Origin of the sequence: Streptomyces sp. NBRC 110611, from assembly GCF_001590865.1 — a bacterium.
Lineage (GTDB): Bacteria > Actinomycetota > Actinomycetes > Streptomycetales > Streptomycetaceae > Streptomyces.
On record NZ_BBUY01000003.1, the window covers coordinates 282,342 to 297,881 of the forward strand.

Below are 15,540 nucleotides of genomic sequence, written 5' to 3' on the forward strand. Positions count from 1 at the left end.
TCTCCTCAAACCCTCAGTACGCCAACGCACGGTCAACGGCGTCGAGCACCCGGTCCAGTCCCGGAAGGTACTCGTCCTCCAGCCGGGAGGGCGGGTACGGGGAGTGGAAGCCGCCGACCCGCAGGACCGGGGCCTCCAGGTGGTAGAAGCACCGCTCGGTGATCCTGGCGGCGATCTCCGCGCCCGTGCCGAAGAAGACCGGCGCTTCGTGGACGACGACCAGCCGGCCGGTCTTCTGCACCGACGTCTGCACGGTGTCGAAGTCGATCGGGGAGAGCGAGCGCAGGTCGACGACCTCGACCGACTTGCCCTCCTCGGCCGCGACCTTGGCCGCGTCCAGGCAGACCTTCACCATCGGGCCGTAGGCGGCCAGCGTCAGGTCGGAGCCGCTCTGGGTGACCCGGGCCTTGTGCAGCGGGTCCGGGATCGACTCGGTGTCCAGCCGCGACTTGTCGTGGTAGCGGCGCTTGGGCTCGAAGTAGATGACCGGGTCGTCGCCGGCGATCGCCTGCTGGAGCATCCAGTAGGCGTCGGAGGAGTTCGCGGGAGAGACGATCTTCAGGCCCGCGACGTGCGCGAACAGCGCCTCGGGGGATTCGGAGTGGTGCTCGACCGCGCCGATGCCGCCGCCGTACGGAATGCGGATGACGACCGGCACCTTGACCTTGCCCAGCGCACGGGCGTGCATCTTGGCGAGCTGGGTGACGATCTGGTCGTAGGCGGGGAAGACGAAGCCGTCGAACTGGATCTCGACGACCGGGCGGTAGCCGCGCAGCGCCAGGCCGATGGCGGTGCCGACGATGCCGGACTCGGCCAGCGGGGTGTCGATCACCCGGTCCTCGCCGAAGTCCTTCTGCAGCCCGTCGGTGACCCGGAAGACGCCGCCGAGCTTGCCCACGTCCTCGCCCATGACGAGGACCTTGGGGTCGGCCTCCATGGAGGCCCGTAGCGATGCGTTGATCGCCTTGGCGATGGTGATCTTCTCGAAGACAGCCATGGTCAGTTCCCCTCCGCGACGAGCTCGGCATCGGCGAACGACGCCTGGTACGCGGCGAACTGCACGCGCTCCTCATCGACGAGCGCGTGCCCGTCGGCATAGACATTCTCGAAGATCGCCATGTGGTCCGGGTCCGGCATGGCCCGGACGGCATCGCGGACCCGCTTGCCCAGGGCCTCGCTCTCCTCGTCGACCGACGCCAGGTACGCCTCGTCGACCAGGCCCTCGGCCTCCAGATACGTCCGCAGCCGCCGGATCGGGTCCTTGGCCTCCCAGGACGCCCGCTCCTCGTCCGCCCGGTACCGCGTGGGGTCGTCGGAGGTGGTGTGCGCGCCCATCCGGTAGGTGAAGGCCTCGATGAGCATCGGGCCCTGGCCGGTGCGGGCCCGCTCCAGCGCCGCCTTGGTCACGGCCAGGCACGCCAGGACGTCATTGCCGTCGACCCGTACGCCGGGGAATCCGAATCCGCGGGCGCGCTGGTAGAGGGGCACCCGGGTCTGCTTCTCGGTGGGCTCGGAAATCGCCCACTGGTTGTTCTGGCAGAAGAACACGACCGGGGAGTTGTAGACCGCGGAGAAGGTGAAAGCCTCCGCGACATCTCCCTGGCTGGAAGCGCCGTCACCGAAATAGGCGATGACCGCGGAATCCGCGCCGTCCTTCTGCACGCCCATCGCATAGCCGGTCGCATGCAGCGTCTGCGAACCGATGACGATCGTGTAGAGGTGGAAGTTGTTGCTGTTGGGATCCCATCCGCCGTTGTTGACACCGCGGAACATGCCCAGCAGGTTCGTCGGGTCGACGCCGCGGCACCAGGCCACGCCGTGCTCCCGGTAAGTGGGGAAGACGTAGTCGTCGTCGCGCAGCGCGCGGCCGGAGCCGATCTGGGCCGCCTCCTGGCCCAGCAGCGAGGCCCACAGTCCCAGCTCGCCCTGGCGCTGGAGGGTGGTCGCCTCGGCGTCGAACTTCCTCGTCAGCACCATGTCGCGGTAGAGGCCGCGGAGTTCTTCCGGGGACAGGTCGATCGCGTAATCCGGGTGCTCGACCCGCTTCCCTTCGGGGGTCAGCAGTTGTACGAGCTGGTCCTGCTCCGCCTGATCGGACCGGCCGGTGGTGCGAGTCCCGGCCGGCGACGACTTCTTCGACGAGGTCGTCTTTTTGGCGGTGGTGCGCTTGCTGCTGCCGCGGGCGTTCTTCCGCTGCGCAGTGCCTTCCACGGTCACGTGCTGCTCCTCCGTCTGTCCGGCCGCCGGGGTCCGCCGGTGGCCGTATTGCGGCTCACCCGATTTCCGATACGGCGCACGGGGTGTGTGCGAACGCGGGCGGAACCGGGTGGAACAAAGCTCCCGGAACGTGGCCTGCTCAATGCACGTTACCCATTGCCAAAGCCGAAGTGAAAACGGCCCTGACCTGCGATTTTGCTTGGATTTCCAAGTAAATCGCGAAGGCTTGGAACAACTCCTGGTCACAGCGTCGCAGGCCACCGGGACAACGGCACGTTATATCGGTGACCTGGACCACGGGAAGAGTCGATGTGTGAGACTGGGGTCGTGCGCGAAGACGGAAAAATCACGGTATTCCTGCTCGACGATCATGAGGTCGTCCGGCGCGGCGTCCACGAAATGCTCACCGTCGAGGGAGACATCGAGGTGGTCGGCGAGGCCGGTACCGCCGCGGATGCCCTGGTCAGGATCCCGGCGACGCGTCCCGACGTCGCGGTGCTGGACGTCCGGCTACCGGACGGCAGCGGCGTCGAGGTCTGCCGTGAGATCCGCTCGCAGAACGAGGACATCAAGTGTCTGATGCTGACCTCGTTCGCGGACGACGAGGCCCTGTTCGATGCGATCATGGCCGGTGCGGCCGGTTATGTCCTCAAGGCCATCCGGGGCAGCGAGCTGCTCTCCGCGGTCCGCGATGTCGCGGCCGGCAAGTCGCTGCTCGATCCGGTGGCCACCGCCCGCGTCCTGGAGCGGCTGCGCCATGGCAGCGCCGCCAAGGGCGACGACCGGCTGGCGAACCTGACCGAGCAGGAGCGCAAGATCCTCGACCTGATCGGCGAGGGGCTGACCAACCGCGCAATCGGTGAGCGGCTCCACCTCGCCGAGAAGACGATCAAGAACTATGTCTCCAGCCTGCTGTCCAAGCTGGGCATGGAGCGCCGCTCCCAGGCCGCCGCATACGTCGCGCGGATGCAGGCCGAGCGGAACTGACACCGCGGGGCCCGGGCCGTCCGAGCGGCGCGGCACGGGCCCTGTCCGGGTGAGGCGGATTCGGGACCATCGTCCTGTTTCCTCAGGCTGCTGGGCCCTACTGGCCACCAGAGGCCGTGGGCAAGGTGGTGACATGCCCACCGACTATTACCGTGCCATCGAGCTGCTCAGCCGCACCCCCTACGGGCGGGTCTCGGCCAGTCGGCGGGCGCTGCCCTTCACCACCGTCACCCGCCACGTCGTGATGGACGACGGGCGGCTGATGCTGCGGCTGCACCGCGGCTACAACTACCACCAGGCCCTGGACGGCAGCGTGGTCGCGTACGAGGCCGACAACGCCAACTGCGACAGCGACACCTGGTCCGTGCAGTTCACCGGCACCGCCCGGGTCGTCACCCCCACCCCCGCCGAGCGGGAGCTCTTCGGGCCCACCCCGCGGCTGGCCGACGACGCCCCCTTCGACCCGGTGTTCCTGCGGATCGAGCCGGAGCTCGTGGCGCTGCACCAGCTCACGGATGTGCCCGTCTACCGTTACGCGCACTCTGCGTAAGGCTTTCCCGATCACCCACTCCGACGGGTGCAGGTGATCTAACATCTGGCGCGTGCTGCGCTCATCTGTAGTCCGGACGGCGGCGACGCCCGACAGAGACACCCTCGGATCCCTGCTCCGCCACTACACCGGCACCGGCACGCCGCTGTCCTGCGAGCCCGTCGCCGAAGGCCTGCTCAACCACGGCTACTTCCTCGCCACCACCCGCGGCCGCTACTTCCTCAAGCACCACCTCGACGGCGACCGCGCCGCGATCACCCGCCAGCACCGCGCCACCCGCCGGCTCGCCGCGCTCGGCCTGCCGGTCGCCCCGCCCGTCGCCGACGCCGACGGCCACACCGTCACGGTCCTCGACGGCCGCTGCTACGCCCTGCACCCCTGGATCGAGGGCCGGCACCTCGGCGGCGCCGCGCTGACCCGCGGCCAGTCCCGCCGACTGGGCGCCCTGCTCGGACTGGTACACACCGCTCTGGAACAGGTCATGGCCGACGAACCGCCGCCGCCCCGGCCGCCCTGCGCGGACGCGGGAGCCGACCCCGCGCGGACCTTCGAGATGATCGACGAACTGCTGGCCCTGGCCCGCGGCGCCCGCCCGCGCACCAGCTTCGACGAACTCGCCGAACACCGCCTGCTGGAGCGCCGGACCCTGCTCGAACGGCAGGCGCACCGCCGCCCGGCCCCCGGCGCCGAGCCCGCCGCCGGGTGGGTGCACGGCGACTTCCACCCGCTGAACGTCCTGTACCTCGGTGCGGAACCCACCGCGATCGTCGACTGGGACCGGCTGGACATCCAGCCCCGCGCCGAGGAGGCGGTCCGCGCCGCCGCGATCTTCTTCGTACGCCCCTGCGGCACGCTGGACCTGGCCAAGGTGGCGGCGTACGCGGGCGCCTACCGCAGCGCCTGCGGAGCCGACGCCGACGAGCTGGCCGCAGCCGTCCACCGGGTGTGGTGGGAGCGGCTGAACGACTTCTGGATGCTCACCTGGCGCTACCGGCTCGGCGACCGCCGCACCGACCCGCAGTTCCCGGCGGCGGCCGCGCTGGCCGTGTGGTGGACCCGCGAATACCGCGCCGTACGGGAGGCGTTCACCCGCTGAGGCGGGCGGCGGCCGGTCCGTCAGCTGCCGGTCGTGCCGAGCGTCGTGGTGCCGTTGTCCGCGGTGTTGCCGGTGGTGTTCCCGCCGTCGGTGGTACCGGTGGTGTTCCCGCCGTCGCCCGTGCCGCCGTCCGTCGTGGTCCCGCCGTCGCTGCTGGTCCCGCCATCCGTGGTCCCGCCATCGCTCGTCCCGCCGTCCGTGCTGGTGGGCGGCGTGGTCGACGGCTCCGAGGACGTCGGCGGCTGCGAGGTGGGCGGCTCAGACGTGTGCGGTGTGCTCGGCCGGTACGTCGGCGGGCGGCTGTACGTCCCGCTGTCGCCACCGATGCCGCCGGGCTCGGTGTCCGGCGTGCTCGGCTCGTCCGACGGCGGCTCACTGGTCCTGTCGTCGTCCTTCGACGGCGTCGGCGACTGTGTGACCGGGGGCTGCTGCTTCTTGGGCGGCTCGTTGCCGGTGTTCTGCAGCGCGAAGGCCACCCCCACCGCGATGGCGATCACCGCGAGCGCCGCGATCAGCCAGATCTTGCCGCGGCCGCGCCGGGCCGGGCGGGGCCCGCCGTCGTAACCCCCGTCGTCGTCCCGCATACCGGGCGGCAGGATCGGCTGCGCGGTGGTCTGGCCGGCGTCGGGGTGCGGCAGCGCGGTGGTCGCGGCGGTGCCCATGGACGGGGTGTGCGCGCTCTCGTGCATGGCGACCGGCCCGGTGTTCCAGGTACCGGTGTGTCCGCCCTGCTCGTGCAGCATCTGCAGCGAGTACTGGACCAGACCGCGCATCTCCTCGGCGGTCTGGAACCGGTCGTCGGGGTCCTTCGCCAGCGACCGCATGACCAGGCCGTCCAGCTCCGGCGGCACCCCTCCGGCAACCTGGGAGGGCGGCACGGGCATGTCCTGAACATGCTGGTAGACGACCGAAAGCGGGGTCTCGCCGGTGAACGGAGGCCGCAGCGCGAGCAGCTCGTACAGCAGGCAGCCGGTGGCGTAGAGGTCGGAACGGGTGTCGACGGTCTTGCCGAGCGCCTGCTCCGGGGAGAGGTACTGCGGCGTTCCCATGACCATGCCGGTCTGGGTCATGGTCGACTGGGCGCCGTGCAGAGCGCGGGCGATACCGAAGTCCATGACCTTGACGGCGCCGCTGTTGGTGATGATCACGTTCGCGGGCTTGATGTCGCGGTGCACGATGCCGTGCTGGTGGCTGTAGGCCAGCGCCTCCAGCACCCCGGAAACGATGATCAGCGCCTGGTCCGGCGGCGGGGCGTCGGCGTTGAGCAGCAGGTCACGGATAGTGCGGCCCTCGACCAGCTCCATCACGATGTACGGCACGGTGTTGCCGCCGACCAGATCCTCGCCCGAGTCGTAGACCGCCACCACCGCGTGGTGGTTCAGCCCGGCCACGGACTGTGCCTCGCGCGTGAACCGGGCCTTGGACACCGGATCCTCGGCGAGGTCGGCGCGCAGCAGCTTCACGGCGACGGTACGGCCCAGACGGACGTCCTCGGCCGCGAACACCTCCGCCATACCGCCACGGCCCAGCCGCCGCGTGAGCCGGTAACGGCCATCGCCGACCAGCCCGCCATTGCCCCACATCTCCGGTGCATCGGGGATATGGGAGCCGGTGGCATCAGGATCGGACGGGCCCTGGGGGCTCTGCGTCGGTGCCATCGGTCCTCGCCGTCGAATCAATCCGCATGAGAGCGGTAAGGTCATCGGTCTTCGATAGAGCACGCTACAGGTTCCGTGGCACTCACCGGTCCGTCGCGGACCGGTCATCAAACCTGCCGGATGCCCTGTATCGCAAGTTCAGTGGGGGTGCGCAAGGCCGCCGGACGTCTCACCGCCGTGACCTGATCTTGCACATCTGGTCACGGAACGGGCACACGGCTTGACGTGTCCCAGCCCTGGGGCAGACTTGGCTGCGGAATTCCAGATGTGATCGCTATACGTACGGGTCGTGCGCCGTGCGCTAGGGGGAAGCGGAACGATGAGCCAGGACGGCGCTCAGGGCCAATTCGAGGGCCGTTCGGTCGGCGGTGGACGTTACCAGCTTCGTGATCTTCTCGGGGCGGGCGGCATGGCGTCCGTGCACCTCGCGCACGACACCGTGCTCGACCGTGACGTCGCGGTCAAGACCCTGCACACCGAGCTCGGCCGCGAGCAGGCCTTCCGCGAGCGCTTCCGCCGCGAGGCCCAGTCCGTGGCGAAACTCACGCACACCAATATCGTCTCGGTCTTCGACTCCGGCGAGGACGAGCTCGACGGCGGCATGGTCCCGTACATCGTCATGGAGTACGTCGCGGGCCAGCCGCTCCGCTCCGACCTGGACGCCGACATCGCCCAGCACGGCGCGATGCCGACCGAGAAGGCCCTGAAGATCACCGCCGACGTACTGGCCGCGCTCGAGGTCAGCCACGAGATGGGCCTGGTCCACCGCGACATCAAGCCGGGCAACGTCATGCTGAACAAGCGCGGCGTCGTCAAGGTCATGGACTTCGGCATCGCCCGCGCCATGCAGTCCGGCGTGACGTCCATGACGCAGACCGGCATGGTCGTCGGCACCCCGCAGTACCTGTCGCCGGAGCAGGCGCTGGGGCGCGGGGTGGATGCCCGCTCCGACCTCTACTCGGTCGGCATCATGCTCTTCGAGCTGCTGACCGGACAGCTGCCGTTCGATGCGGACTCCCCGCTCGCCATCGCCTACGCCCATGTCCAGGAAGAGCCGCCGGTCCCGTCGAGCATCAACCAGTCGCTGCCGCCGGCCGTGGACGCGCTGGTGGCCCGGGCGCTGAAGAAGAACCCCAATGAGCGCTTCCCCACCGCCGAGGCGATGCGGGACGAGTGCCTGCGGATCGCCGGGTCCGGACAGTCCGGCGCCACGCCGCTGATCATCGGCGAGGGCCCGCGGGCGCGCACCAGCGGCGCCTCGGTGTCCTCCGCGGTGTTCCCCACCGCGTCCGGCACCCCGCAGACCCCGGCCCCGCCGAACGTGCAGCAGCCGTACCAGCCGACGCCGACGGCCGGGTTCGGGCCCCAGACGCCCCCGCCGCCGAACAACGCCTACCCGACACCGGCCCCGGCCCCCGGCCCTGTTCCTGGCCCGGTTCCCGGCCCGGCTCCGTTCAACAGCGGCGGCTTCCAGGCCCCGGCGGCGTATACCCCGCCGCCACCCGTGACCGCCCCGATGCCGTCGCCCGGCGGCCCCGGCCCGCGGAAGAACAACACCCCGGTGATCGTGGTCTCGGCGATCGTCGGGGTGATCGTGGTCATCACGATCGCGGTCGGCATCGGTCTGAGCGCCGGCTCCAGCGACGACAACAGCCACCGTGCCAGCCCGACGCCGACGTATTCGCGCTACTCGCCCAACGTCCGGCCCGAGGACAAGACGGCGACGATCGCGACGTCCAAGTGCACCGACCCGACCAAGAGCTCCGTCAACAAGGGCAAGATCATGGTCCCGTCGTTCCGCTACAAGCACCTCGACTCGGTGAAGAAGTGCATCGAGGCGGCCGGCTGGAAGTACCGGGTCGTCGGCGAGGAGAACAGCTCGCTCTGGGGCAAGAACACCGTCGTCAAGCAGACCCCGGACCCCTACGGCTGGTGGTACCCGAGCCAGAACGACACCATCGAGCTGACCATCGCGAGCGGTCGCAGCAACTGACGGCGCAGCGTTCACGGACCAGACCAGACCGGACCGGGCCGACGCGGCTCACGGAACCGGCACGGCTCATGAGGAAGGGGCCGGCACGCGGAGTGCGTGCCGGCCCCTTCCGGCTGCTCAGCCGTCCGGCGCTCCGGGCGCCGCGCTTCTTCTCGCTGTCCGGTGCGGATCCTCAGAGGTACGGGCCCGAGCGGGCACCGCGCTGCTCGGTCAGGCCGTCCTCGTTCTCCATCCCGGCGACACCGGGCGGCAGCGCCCGGCGCATCTGCTCCAGCTGGGCACGGGCCGCCATCTGCTGAGCGAACAGTGCGGTCTGGATGCCGTGGAAGAGCCCCTCCAGCCAGCCCACCAGCTGCGCCTGGGCGATCCGCAGCTCCGACTCCGTCGGCACCGACTCATCGGTGAAGGGCAGCGACAGCCGCTCCAGCTCCTCGACCAGCTCGGGTGCCAGCCCGTCCTCCAGCTCCTTCACCGAGCTGGCGTGGATCTCCTTGAGCCGGACCCGGCTTGCCTCGTCCAGAGGAGCGGCCTTCACCTCCTCCAGCAGCTGCTTGATCATGCTGCCGATGCGCATGACCTTCGCAGGCTGTTCGACCATGTCCGTCACCGGCACCTCGCGAGGCTCCTCGCCGTCCTCCCCGCCGCCGGAACCGGCGTTGCCGAGCGCCATGCCGTCCGGGCCGACAACCAGGACGTGGGGGTTCTCCTGCGACCGTTCGTTCATCGGCATATCCATGCCGCCCATTCTCTCGTACGAGGGGTTATGAACGGTGGTGCCCCCGCGAGAACATGATCCACCTTCCCGCAAGGGCCCGTCGGGCACGGTTTCACGTGAAACAGTCGGGCTCGCAGCGCTGTTTCACGTGAAACAGCGGCTGTTTCACGTGAAACAGCCGCTCAGATCAGCGCCGCCGCAGCCGCAGGCCGAAGAAGGCCAGCCCCAGTCCGGTCAGGGTGAGACCGGCGCCCATCGGCAGAACCCGCTCGACCGGGGCCGTCGGGGCCTCCAGGGCGTACGGGCCGGGCGTCGCACCCGCCACATCATCCGTGCTCCCCGGAGCAGGGGGCTCCTTCGGTGCGGCACTCGGCCCCGGAAGCGGCGGCAGCGTCTTGTCACGACGCGGGGTGCGCCGCTTCTCTCCGTCGCCGTGGTGCGAAGGCGTCGGCCACGCTGTGGCCGCGGGCGCGTGGGGCTCGGGCTCCGCAGGGCTACGGCGCTTCGACGATGCGCCATGGTGGCCGGGCCGGGGGTGCGCGCGTTTGCTGTGAGGCGAGCCATGCCGATGTCCGGGGTGGTCCCGGAGGCCCATGTCATCGTCCAGGTACCAGATGTCGTACGGCGGGAAGTCAGGGCCGAACGAGTGATGCGGACCGTCGTGCCGGCCCCGGTGCCCGGGGTGGTGAAGCAGCCCGTGCGGGAGCGCGGCCAGGACGTTCGACAGGCCGGGAAACCCGTCCGGAAGTCCATGGAAGCGCGCCGGGGGCCCGGAGTGCCCGGCACGGCCCCGGTTCGCTCCGGGCCGCCCACCGGCCGGCAAGAGGGCTCGCAGACCGTCCTCCACCCCGAAGTCGTCGGGTCCGAAGCCAAGGGCCCGGAGGGTTCCGGGCATCGGGAGATCGGTTGGATCGTCATGGCGGGCGAAGTCGGGAGGCCGGTCGACCGGCGTGTCCCGCCGGTCCGAGGCTGCCGCGGGGGTACCCCCCACGGGAACGGGCAGGACGACGGCGGCGACCAACAGACCGGTGGCGATGCGCGAACGGAATCCTGGAGCGACCACAGTGCCCCTCCCGTGCCGAGCCGTCGGGTGACCTGTTCAGCGTCACATGTGACCAGATTCACGGCATCTCGAGGCTGTCGACCGGGCTATCCGCCGACGCAGCGGGAGGGGCGGGCGCGGGTGGGCCGCGCGGGGCCGGCTCAGACGGTCAGCACGACCTTGCCGACATGCAGGCCGGCGTCCACCACCCGATGCGCCTCGGCGACCTCGGCCATCGGGAGTGTGCGGTCCACGACCGGCCGGACCTGACCGTTGACGATCAGCGGCCAGACATGCTCCCGTACGGCGGCGACAATGGCCGCCTTCTCGTTCAGCGGGCGGGCCCGCAACCCGGCGCCGGTGATCGCGCCGCGCTTGGCCATCAGAGCGGCGAGATTCAGCTCCGCCTTCACCCCGCCCTGCAGCCCGATGACCGCCAGCCGTCCGCTCACCGCCAGCGCCTTGACGTTTCGCTGCAGGTACTTCGCGCCGATGATGTCGAGGATGACGTCCGCGCCCTGGCCGTCGGTGGCCTTGCGGATCTCCTGGACGAAGTCCTGTTCGCGGTAGTCGATGAGGATGTCCGCGCCCAACTCCGCGCAGCGGGCCAGCTTTTCGGGACTCCCCGCGGTCACCGCGACCCGTGCGCCGACCGCCTTGGCAAGCTGGATCGCCATCGTGCCGACGCCGCTGGCGCCGCCGTGGACCAGCAGTGTCTCCCCGGGCCGAAGGTGCGCGATCATGAAGACGTTCGACCAGACCGTGCAGGTCACCTCGGGCAGCGCGGCAGCCGTGACCAGGTCCAGGCCGGCCGGTACCGGCAGCACCTGCCCGGCCGGCACCGCGACCTTCTCGGCGTAGCCGCCGCCCGCCAGCAGCGCGCACACCTCGTCTCCCACGGCCCAGCCGTGCACGCCGGGGCCGACCGCACTGATCCGTCCCGAGCACTCCAGGCCGGGGTACGGGGAGGCGCCGGGCGGCGGGTCGTAGAACCCCTGACGCTGTAGCAGATCGGCGCGGTTCACGGCACTGGCCGCGACATCGATCAGGACCTCGCCCTCGGCGGGCTGCGGATCGGGGACTTCCGCCCAGACAAGTGCTTCGGGGCCACCGGGTTCCGGGATAGTGATCGCTCGCATGGCCGCGAGGCTACTCGCCGTCCGCGCCGGGAGCGACGGTGCGGGAGCCGGTGACGACAGCCGGGTCGGTCACCCGCCCCGCACGCGGTCGGACTGTTCACCCGCTCGGCGCATCGGGGAGACGCCGGTGCCGGGCAGCCGGCAACCACACGGCACCGAGACGACCAGGTCGCCGGTCTCCCGTACGGACGTGCCGGCCTCCGCGCTCCGGCGGGCGGCCGGTGCAGCGCGACACCCTCTCAACCGGACGTAAAGCCGGCCCGATCCCGGAGGATGGCCGCATGCCTTACCGCACGAACTTCCACAGCACGGGCCACACAAGAGGTGTCGGCTAGATGAGGGAAGAGCAGCAGCATCCGGTCCGCAGCACCGGAAGGGGCTCCATCCTCCGAGCCCTCTGGTCTCGTCCACGAACGCGGAGCGAGGAGGATGCCGAGGCCGGACGATCCATCGTCCTGCCCGTCCAGGGTACGAAGCCGCCCCTCCAACAAGTCCTCCGCCGGCTTCTCATGGCGCTGCTGGTTCTGCTGGCGACGGTCCTCATCGTCTGGATCGACCGCGACGAGTACCACGACAACGCCGATGGGAAGGTCGATCTCCTCGACTGCTTCTACTACGCGACGGTCACGCTCTCCACCACGGGCTACGGCGACATCGTCCCGTACGGCGACGGCGCCCGGCTGCTGAACATCCTGCTCGTCACACCGCTCAGGGTGATGTTCCTGATCATCCTGGTCGGCACCACACTCGAAGTACTCGCCGAACGCACTCGGCATCAGGTACGCATTCACCGCTGGAGAACCCGCATGCGAGATCACGTTGTTGTCATCGGGTACGGCACCAAGGGCCGCCACACCGCCGAGACATTGATCAGCCAGGGCGTCCCCAGGGACCAGATCGTCGTGGTCGACCCGCAGCAGAAGGCGGTAGACGCAGCCAGCGCCGATGGACTTGTGGGCGTCCTGGGGGATGCGACCCGCTCCGAGACCCTACTCAAGGCGGAACTGCAGCGCGCTTTGAAGATCGTCATCGCGCCTCAGCGAGACGACACCGCAGCCCTGGTGACGCTCACCGCGCGACAGCTCAACAAGCGCGCTTCCATCGTGGTCGCGGTTCGGGAGGACGAGAACGTCCCTTTGCTGAAGCAGAGCGGAGCCGACACGGTTGTCACGAGTTCCAGCTCAGCGGGTCGTCTGCTCGGCATGTCGATGGCCAGCCCGCACGCGAGCACAGTCCTGGAAGATCTCATGACGTACGGCAGCGGACTGGACCTCAAGGAGCGCCCGGTGACCAAGCCCGAGGCCGGCCGTTCCCCCCGCGAGTGCGATGACCTGGTCGTGGCCGTCGTACGAGGGCACCGGGTGCTGGACTACACCCATCCCGAGGCCGCCACGCTCCAGCTCACCGACCGGCTCATCACCATCCAGCGAGCGATGGCCAACGGCCATGACGTCTGACGCCTCATGGGCCATCAGCAGCCGTCGGCCGACGGCCCCGCTGACCAGGGCAGTTCGAGTATCTCGAGCTCGGCACCGGCCTCCGCGCCGCCGGGCGGAATGACGGCGAGCGCATCGGCGGCGGCGATCCCGCGCAGCATGGCGGGGCCGTGGAACCGCAGCGGCGCCGCGACCAGACCGTGCCGTTCGTCTTCGCGGTAGGCCACCGGAACGAGCCGGGTGTCCTGCGGATGCCCGCGGACGGCGGAAGCCAGCGGCGTACGGCAGGGCGCCGCCGGGCTGCGGGCCGCGAGCGTACGGAGCAGCGGCTCGGCGAGCGTGCACAGCCCGGAGACGGCGGCGAGGGGGTTGCCGGGCAGGCCGACGAGGTGCCGGCGCGGGGCGAGCCGGGCGAGCAGCATGGGGTGCCCGGGGCGTACCGCCACACCGTCCACCAGCACCTCCGCGCCCAGGCGACGCAGGGTGGGGTGCACATGGTCGACCGGACCCGACGCGGTACCTCCGGTGGTGATCACCACATCGGCGGTGGAGTCCACGAGGGCCGCGTACAGCGTGTCGGCGTCGTCGGCGAGGCGGCGCGGGGCGGACGCCTCGACGCCCAGCGCACGCAACCAGGGGCCGAGCATCGGACCGAGCGCATCCCGGATCCGGCCCTCCTGGGGCAGCCCGTGGTCCAGCAACTCATCGCCCAGTACGAATACTTCGGTCCGCGGCCGGGGGTGGACGGACAGCTCGTCGTAACCGGAGGCGGCGGCCAGACCGAGCACGGCGGGGGTCACCAGGACGCCGGCCGGCAGGAGGTGGTCACCGCGCCGGCACTCCTGGCCGCGTGGGCGGATGTCCTGGCCGGGCGGCGCGGGCCGCGGGGCGTACAGCCGCCGCCCGCCGTCGCTCAGCGCCCGGACCTCGCCGCGCTCGCTGCGCAGTACGGCGGTGGCACCGGCCGGGATGCGGGCACCGGTGGCGATCGGGATCGCATGACCGTCGGGGAGCGCCTCGGTGGGGGCATGACCGGCGAGGATGCCGGGAGGTTCAGCGGCGGCGGGCGCGTCGGCGGGCTGGTCGAGGCGCCAGGGCCCGGGGCCGGCGACCGCCCAGCCGTCCATCGCCGAGGTGTCGAACGACGGCAGATCGGTGAGCGCGGTGAGCGGCGCGGCGAGCGTCCGGCCGAGCGCCTCGCCCAGCGCCGCAGTCACGGGCGGGGGCGGGCCGGGTACGGCCTGCCCGGCGATGTGGCGCGCGGTCCGCCAGGGGACGGCGGCGGAAGGGGGGCCGGAGGCCGTGGGCCCTTGAGGGGCGGCGAAGTGGCGGGGAAGACCGGGCCCCGGGGAGGCATGGCCGTCCGGGGCACCGCCAGACGCGGCGCGACCGTCCGGGGTGCGGCCAGACGCGGCGCGACCGTCCGGGCGAGCTGATCCAGCCATGCGGCCGGCGGGCGGCTGACCGCCACCGTCGCCGGTGGCCCTTCCGTCGGCCGGCACGGCATCGCGGGCGTGATTGACGTAATGCATGTGATTGACGTGATGGACGTGATTGACCAGCGCCAGCGCATCGGCGAAGGGATCGTCCGGCAGACCGGCCTCGTCCGGTGCTCCACTCTCCGGTTCACCGCTCTCCGGTGCCCCGCTCATCGGCTCCGCGGACGGTGCGTCGAGATTCCCGAACGGCCCGTCCGGCTCTCCGGATGGCTTGTTGAGCTCTCCGGACGGGCCGTTGATCTGTCCGTCGGTCATTCGGCGGGCTTCGCTTCGCCGCCCGTGCCGCCGCCGGATCCGGTGGCACCCGCGGACTCCTCCGCCTCCGCGGCCCAGCGGTTGGCCAGCGCCGCGGCCCGGTCGGCCAGCTCCTTGACGTCCCGGTCCTGCCGTCCCGCCGCGTAGCCGATCAGGAAGGTCGTCAGCGGCGCGGCGGGACGTGTCACGCCGTGCGCCGCGTCCCGCGCGACATCGAGAAGCGCCGCCGTGTCGACATCGAGCTCGATGCCCAGTTCGGCCTTGACTGCGGTGATCCATTCGTCCAACACATGTCCATGCTCCCTGATACGGGCGCGAGCCGCGCTGATGTCCTCCCAGGTGTCGCAGTCGAAGGAGGCCGCGGAGGCGGCGTCCGGGAGCCGTTCGAGCCGCAACCCGGCCAGCACGGCGCGCAGCGGCAGACCGGTCAGGGTGCCGTGGGCGGCCCGTACGCGGGCCAGTTCGCGGCGCAGCGCGGCGGCCCCGTACGCGGCCACCAGCGGCTGGTCCCGCCCGGAGGCGTCCTGGAGCATCGCACCGTCACAGGCCGCGGTGCGCGTCGCCGCCGCCAGGAGGTTCCGTACGGTCGCGACGGTCAGGAACGGCAGATCGGCGGAGAGGACGAGCACGGTCGGGGCGGTGGTGTGCCGGAGGCCGGCGTCGAGCGCGGCCAGCGGGCCACCGCCGGGCGGGTCCTCAAGGGCATGCACGACGGCACGCGCGGCCGGGCGCCCGGGGCCGACGACGACGGTGGTCGCCGCGTCGGGGCAGGCGGCGAGCACCCGGTCCAGCAGGGGGCGGCCGCCGACGGACAGGGCGGGTTTGTCCGCCCCGCCGAGCCGCCGGGCCGCGCCCCCGGCCAGAACGATGGCGTCATGAACGAGGGCGTCGCGGTCGGTGGCGTCGCGGTGGGTGGCGCCGTGGTCGATGACATCGCGGTCGGTGGCGTCGTG

General features: G+C 71.0%; 13 protein-coding genes. 5 read left to right on the forward strand and 8 right to left on the reverse strand.

Annotated features, from left to right (window positions below):
- Window positions 1-13: 13 nt before the first annotated feature.
- Together AZE13_RS09410 and pdhA are read right to left on the reverse strand one after the other, a co-directional pair.
- A complete protein-coding gene (locus tag AZE13_RS09410) occupies window positions 14-997 on the reverse strand; it encodes an alpha-ketoacid dehydrogenase subunit beta (RefSeq protein ID WP_066928973.1) in 984 nt (327 codons plus the stop codon).
- 2 nt (window positions 998-999) lie between these two features.
- Window positions 1,000-2,217, reverse strand: coding sequence for a pyruvate dehydrogenase (acetyl-transferring) E1 component subunit alpha (gene pdhA, locus AZE13_RS09415; RefSeq protein WP_066928975.1), 1,218 nt, complete (start codon window positions 2,215-2,217; stop codon window positions 1,000-1,002).
- A 327-nt stretch (window positions 2,218-2,544) separates the two neighbouring features.
- Here pdhA and AZE13_RS09420 point away from each other — a divergent pair, with 327 nt between their 5' ends.
- The 3 genes from AZE13_RS09420 (at window position 2,545) to AZE13_RS09430 (ending at window position 4,850) form a co-directional block, all read left to right on the forward strand.
- Window positions 2,545-3,204, forward strand: a complete 660-nt coding sequence (locus AZE13_RS09420; RefSeq protein ID WP_066928978.1) for a response regulator — start codon at window positions 2,545-2,547, stop codon at window positions 3,202-3,204.
- Window positions 3,205-3,337: 133 nt separating this feature from the next.
- Complete coding sequence (locus AZE13_RS09425) at window positions 3,338-3,754, forward strand: pyridoxamine 5'-phosphate oxidase family protein (protein WP_066928980.1); 417 nt, start codon at window positions 3,338-3,340, stop codon at window positions 3,752-3,754.
- Between the two features lie 52 nt (window positions 3,755-3,806).
- Window positions 3,807-4,850 (forward strand): phosphotransferase, encoded by a 1,044-nt coding sequence (locus tag AZE13_RS09430; protein ID WP_066928982.1) that lies wholly within the window; start codon window positions 3,807-3,809, stop codon window positions 4,848-4,850.
- Window positions 4,851-4,870: 20 nt separating this feature from the next.
- Here the strand turns inward: AZE13_RS09430 and AZE13_RS09435 are convergent, their stop codons facing one another.
- Window positions 4,871-6,508, reverse strand: coding sequence for a protein kinase domain-containing protein (locus tag AZE13_RS09435; RefSeq protein WP_066928984.1), 1,638 nt, complete (start codon window positions 6,506-6,508; stop codon window positions 4,871-4,873).
- A gap of 319 nt (window positions 6,509-6,827) precedes the next feature.
- On the opposite strand from AZE13_RS09435, the gene AZE13_RS09440 reads away from it, so the two are divergent.
- Window positions 6,828-8,501 (forward strand): protein kinase domain-containing protein, encoded by a 1,674-nt coding sequence (locus AZE13_RS09440; protein WP_066928986.1) that lies wholly within the window; start codon window positions 6,828-6,830, stop codon window positions 8,499-8,501.
- Between the two features lie 172 nt (window positions 8,502-8,673).
- On the opposite strand, the gene AZE13_RS09445 is transcribed toward AZE13_RS09440, so the two are convergent.
- The 3 genes from AZE13_RS09445 to AZE13_RS09450 all read right to left on the reverse strand — a co-directional run bounded on the left by AZE13_RS09445 (window position 8,674) and on the right by AZE13_RS09450 (window position 11,397).
- Entirely contained in the window at window positions 8,674-9,237 is a 564-nt protein-coding gene (locus AZE13_RS09445) for a bacterial proteasome activator family protein (protein WP_066929550.1), read from the reverse strand.
- Window positions 9,238-9,403: 166 nt separating this feature from the next.
- Window positions 9,404-9,541 (reverse strand): hypothetical protein, encoded by a 138-nt coding sequence (locus AZE13_RS36780; RefSeq protein ID WP_181690317.1) that lies wholly within the window; start codon window positions 9,539-9,541, stop codon window positions 9,404-9,406.
- Window positions 9,542-10,419: 878 nt separating this feature from the next.
- Complete coding sequence (locus AZE13_RS09450) at window positions 10,420-11,397, reverse strand: NAD(P)H-quinone oxidoreductase (RefSeq protein WP_066928988.1); 978 nt, start codon at window positions 11,395-11,397, stop codon at window positions 10,420-10,422.
- A gap of 335 nt (window positions 11,398-11,732) precedes the next feature.
- On the opposite strand from AZE13_RS09450, the gene AZE13_RS09455 reads away from it, so the two are divergent.
- The gene (locus tag AZE13_RS09455; RefSeq protein WP_066928990.1) at window positions 11,733-12,854 is read left to right on the forward strand and encodes a potassium channel family protein; all 1,122 of its coding nucleotides are present in this window, start codon (window positions 11,733-11,735) and stop codon (window positions 12,852-12,854) included.
- Between the two features lie 14 nt (window positions 12,855-12,868).
- On the opposite strand, the gene AZE13_RS09460 is transcribed toward AZE13_RS09455, so the two are convergent.
- Both AZE13_RS09460 and AZE13_RS09465 read right to left on the reverse strand, forming a co-directional pair.
- Window positions 12,869-14,587, reverse strand: coding sequence for a molybdopterin molybdotransferase MoeA (locus AZE13_RS09460; RefSeq protein WP_258527674.1), 1,719 nt, complete (start codon window positions 14,585-14,587; stop codon window positions 12,869-12,871).
- A complete protein-coding gene (locus tag AZE13_RS09465) occupies window positions 14,584-15,516 on the reverse strand; it encodes an NTP transferase domain-containing protein (protein ID WP_066929553.1) in 933 nt (310 codons plus the stop codon). The genes AZE13_RS09460 and AZE13_RS09465 overlap by 4 nt, the downstream gene beginning before the upstream one ends.
- Between the last annotated feature and the right edge of the window lie 24 nt (window positions 15,517-15,540).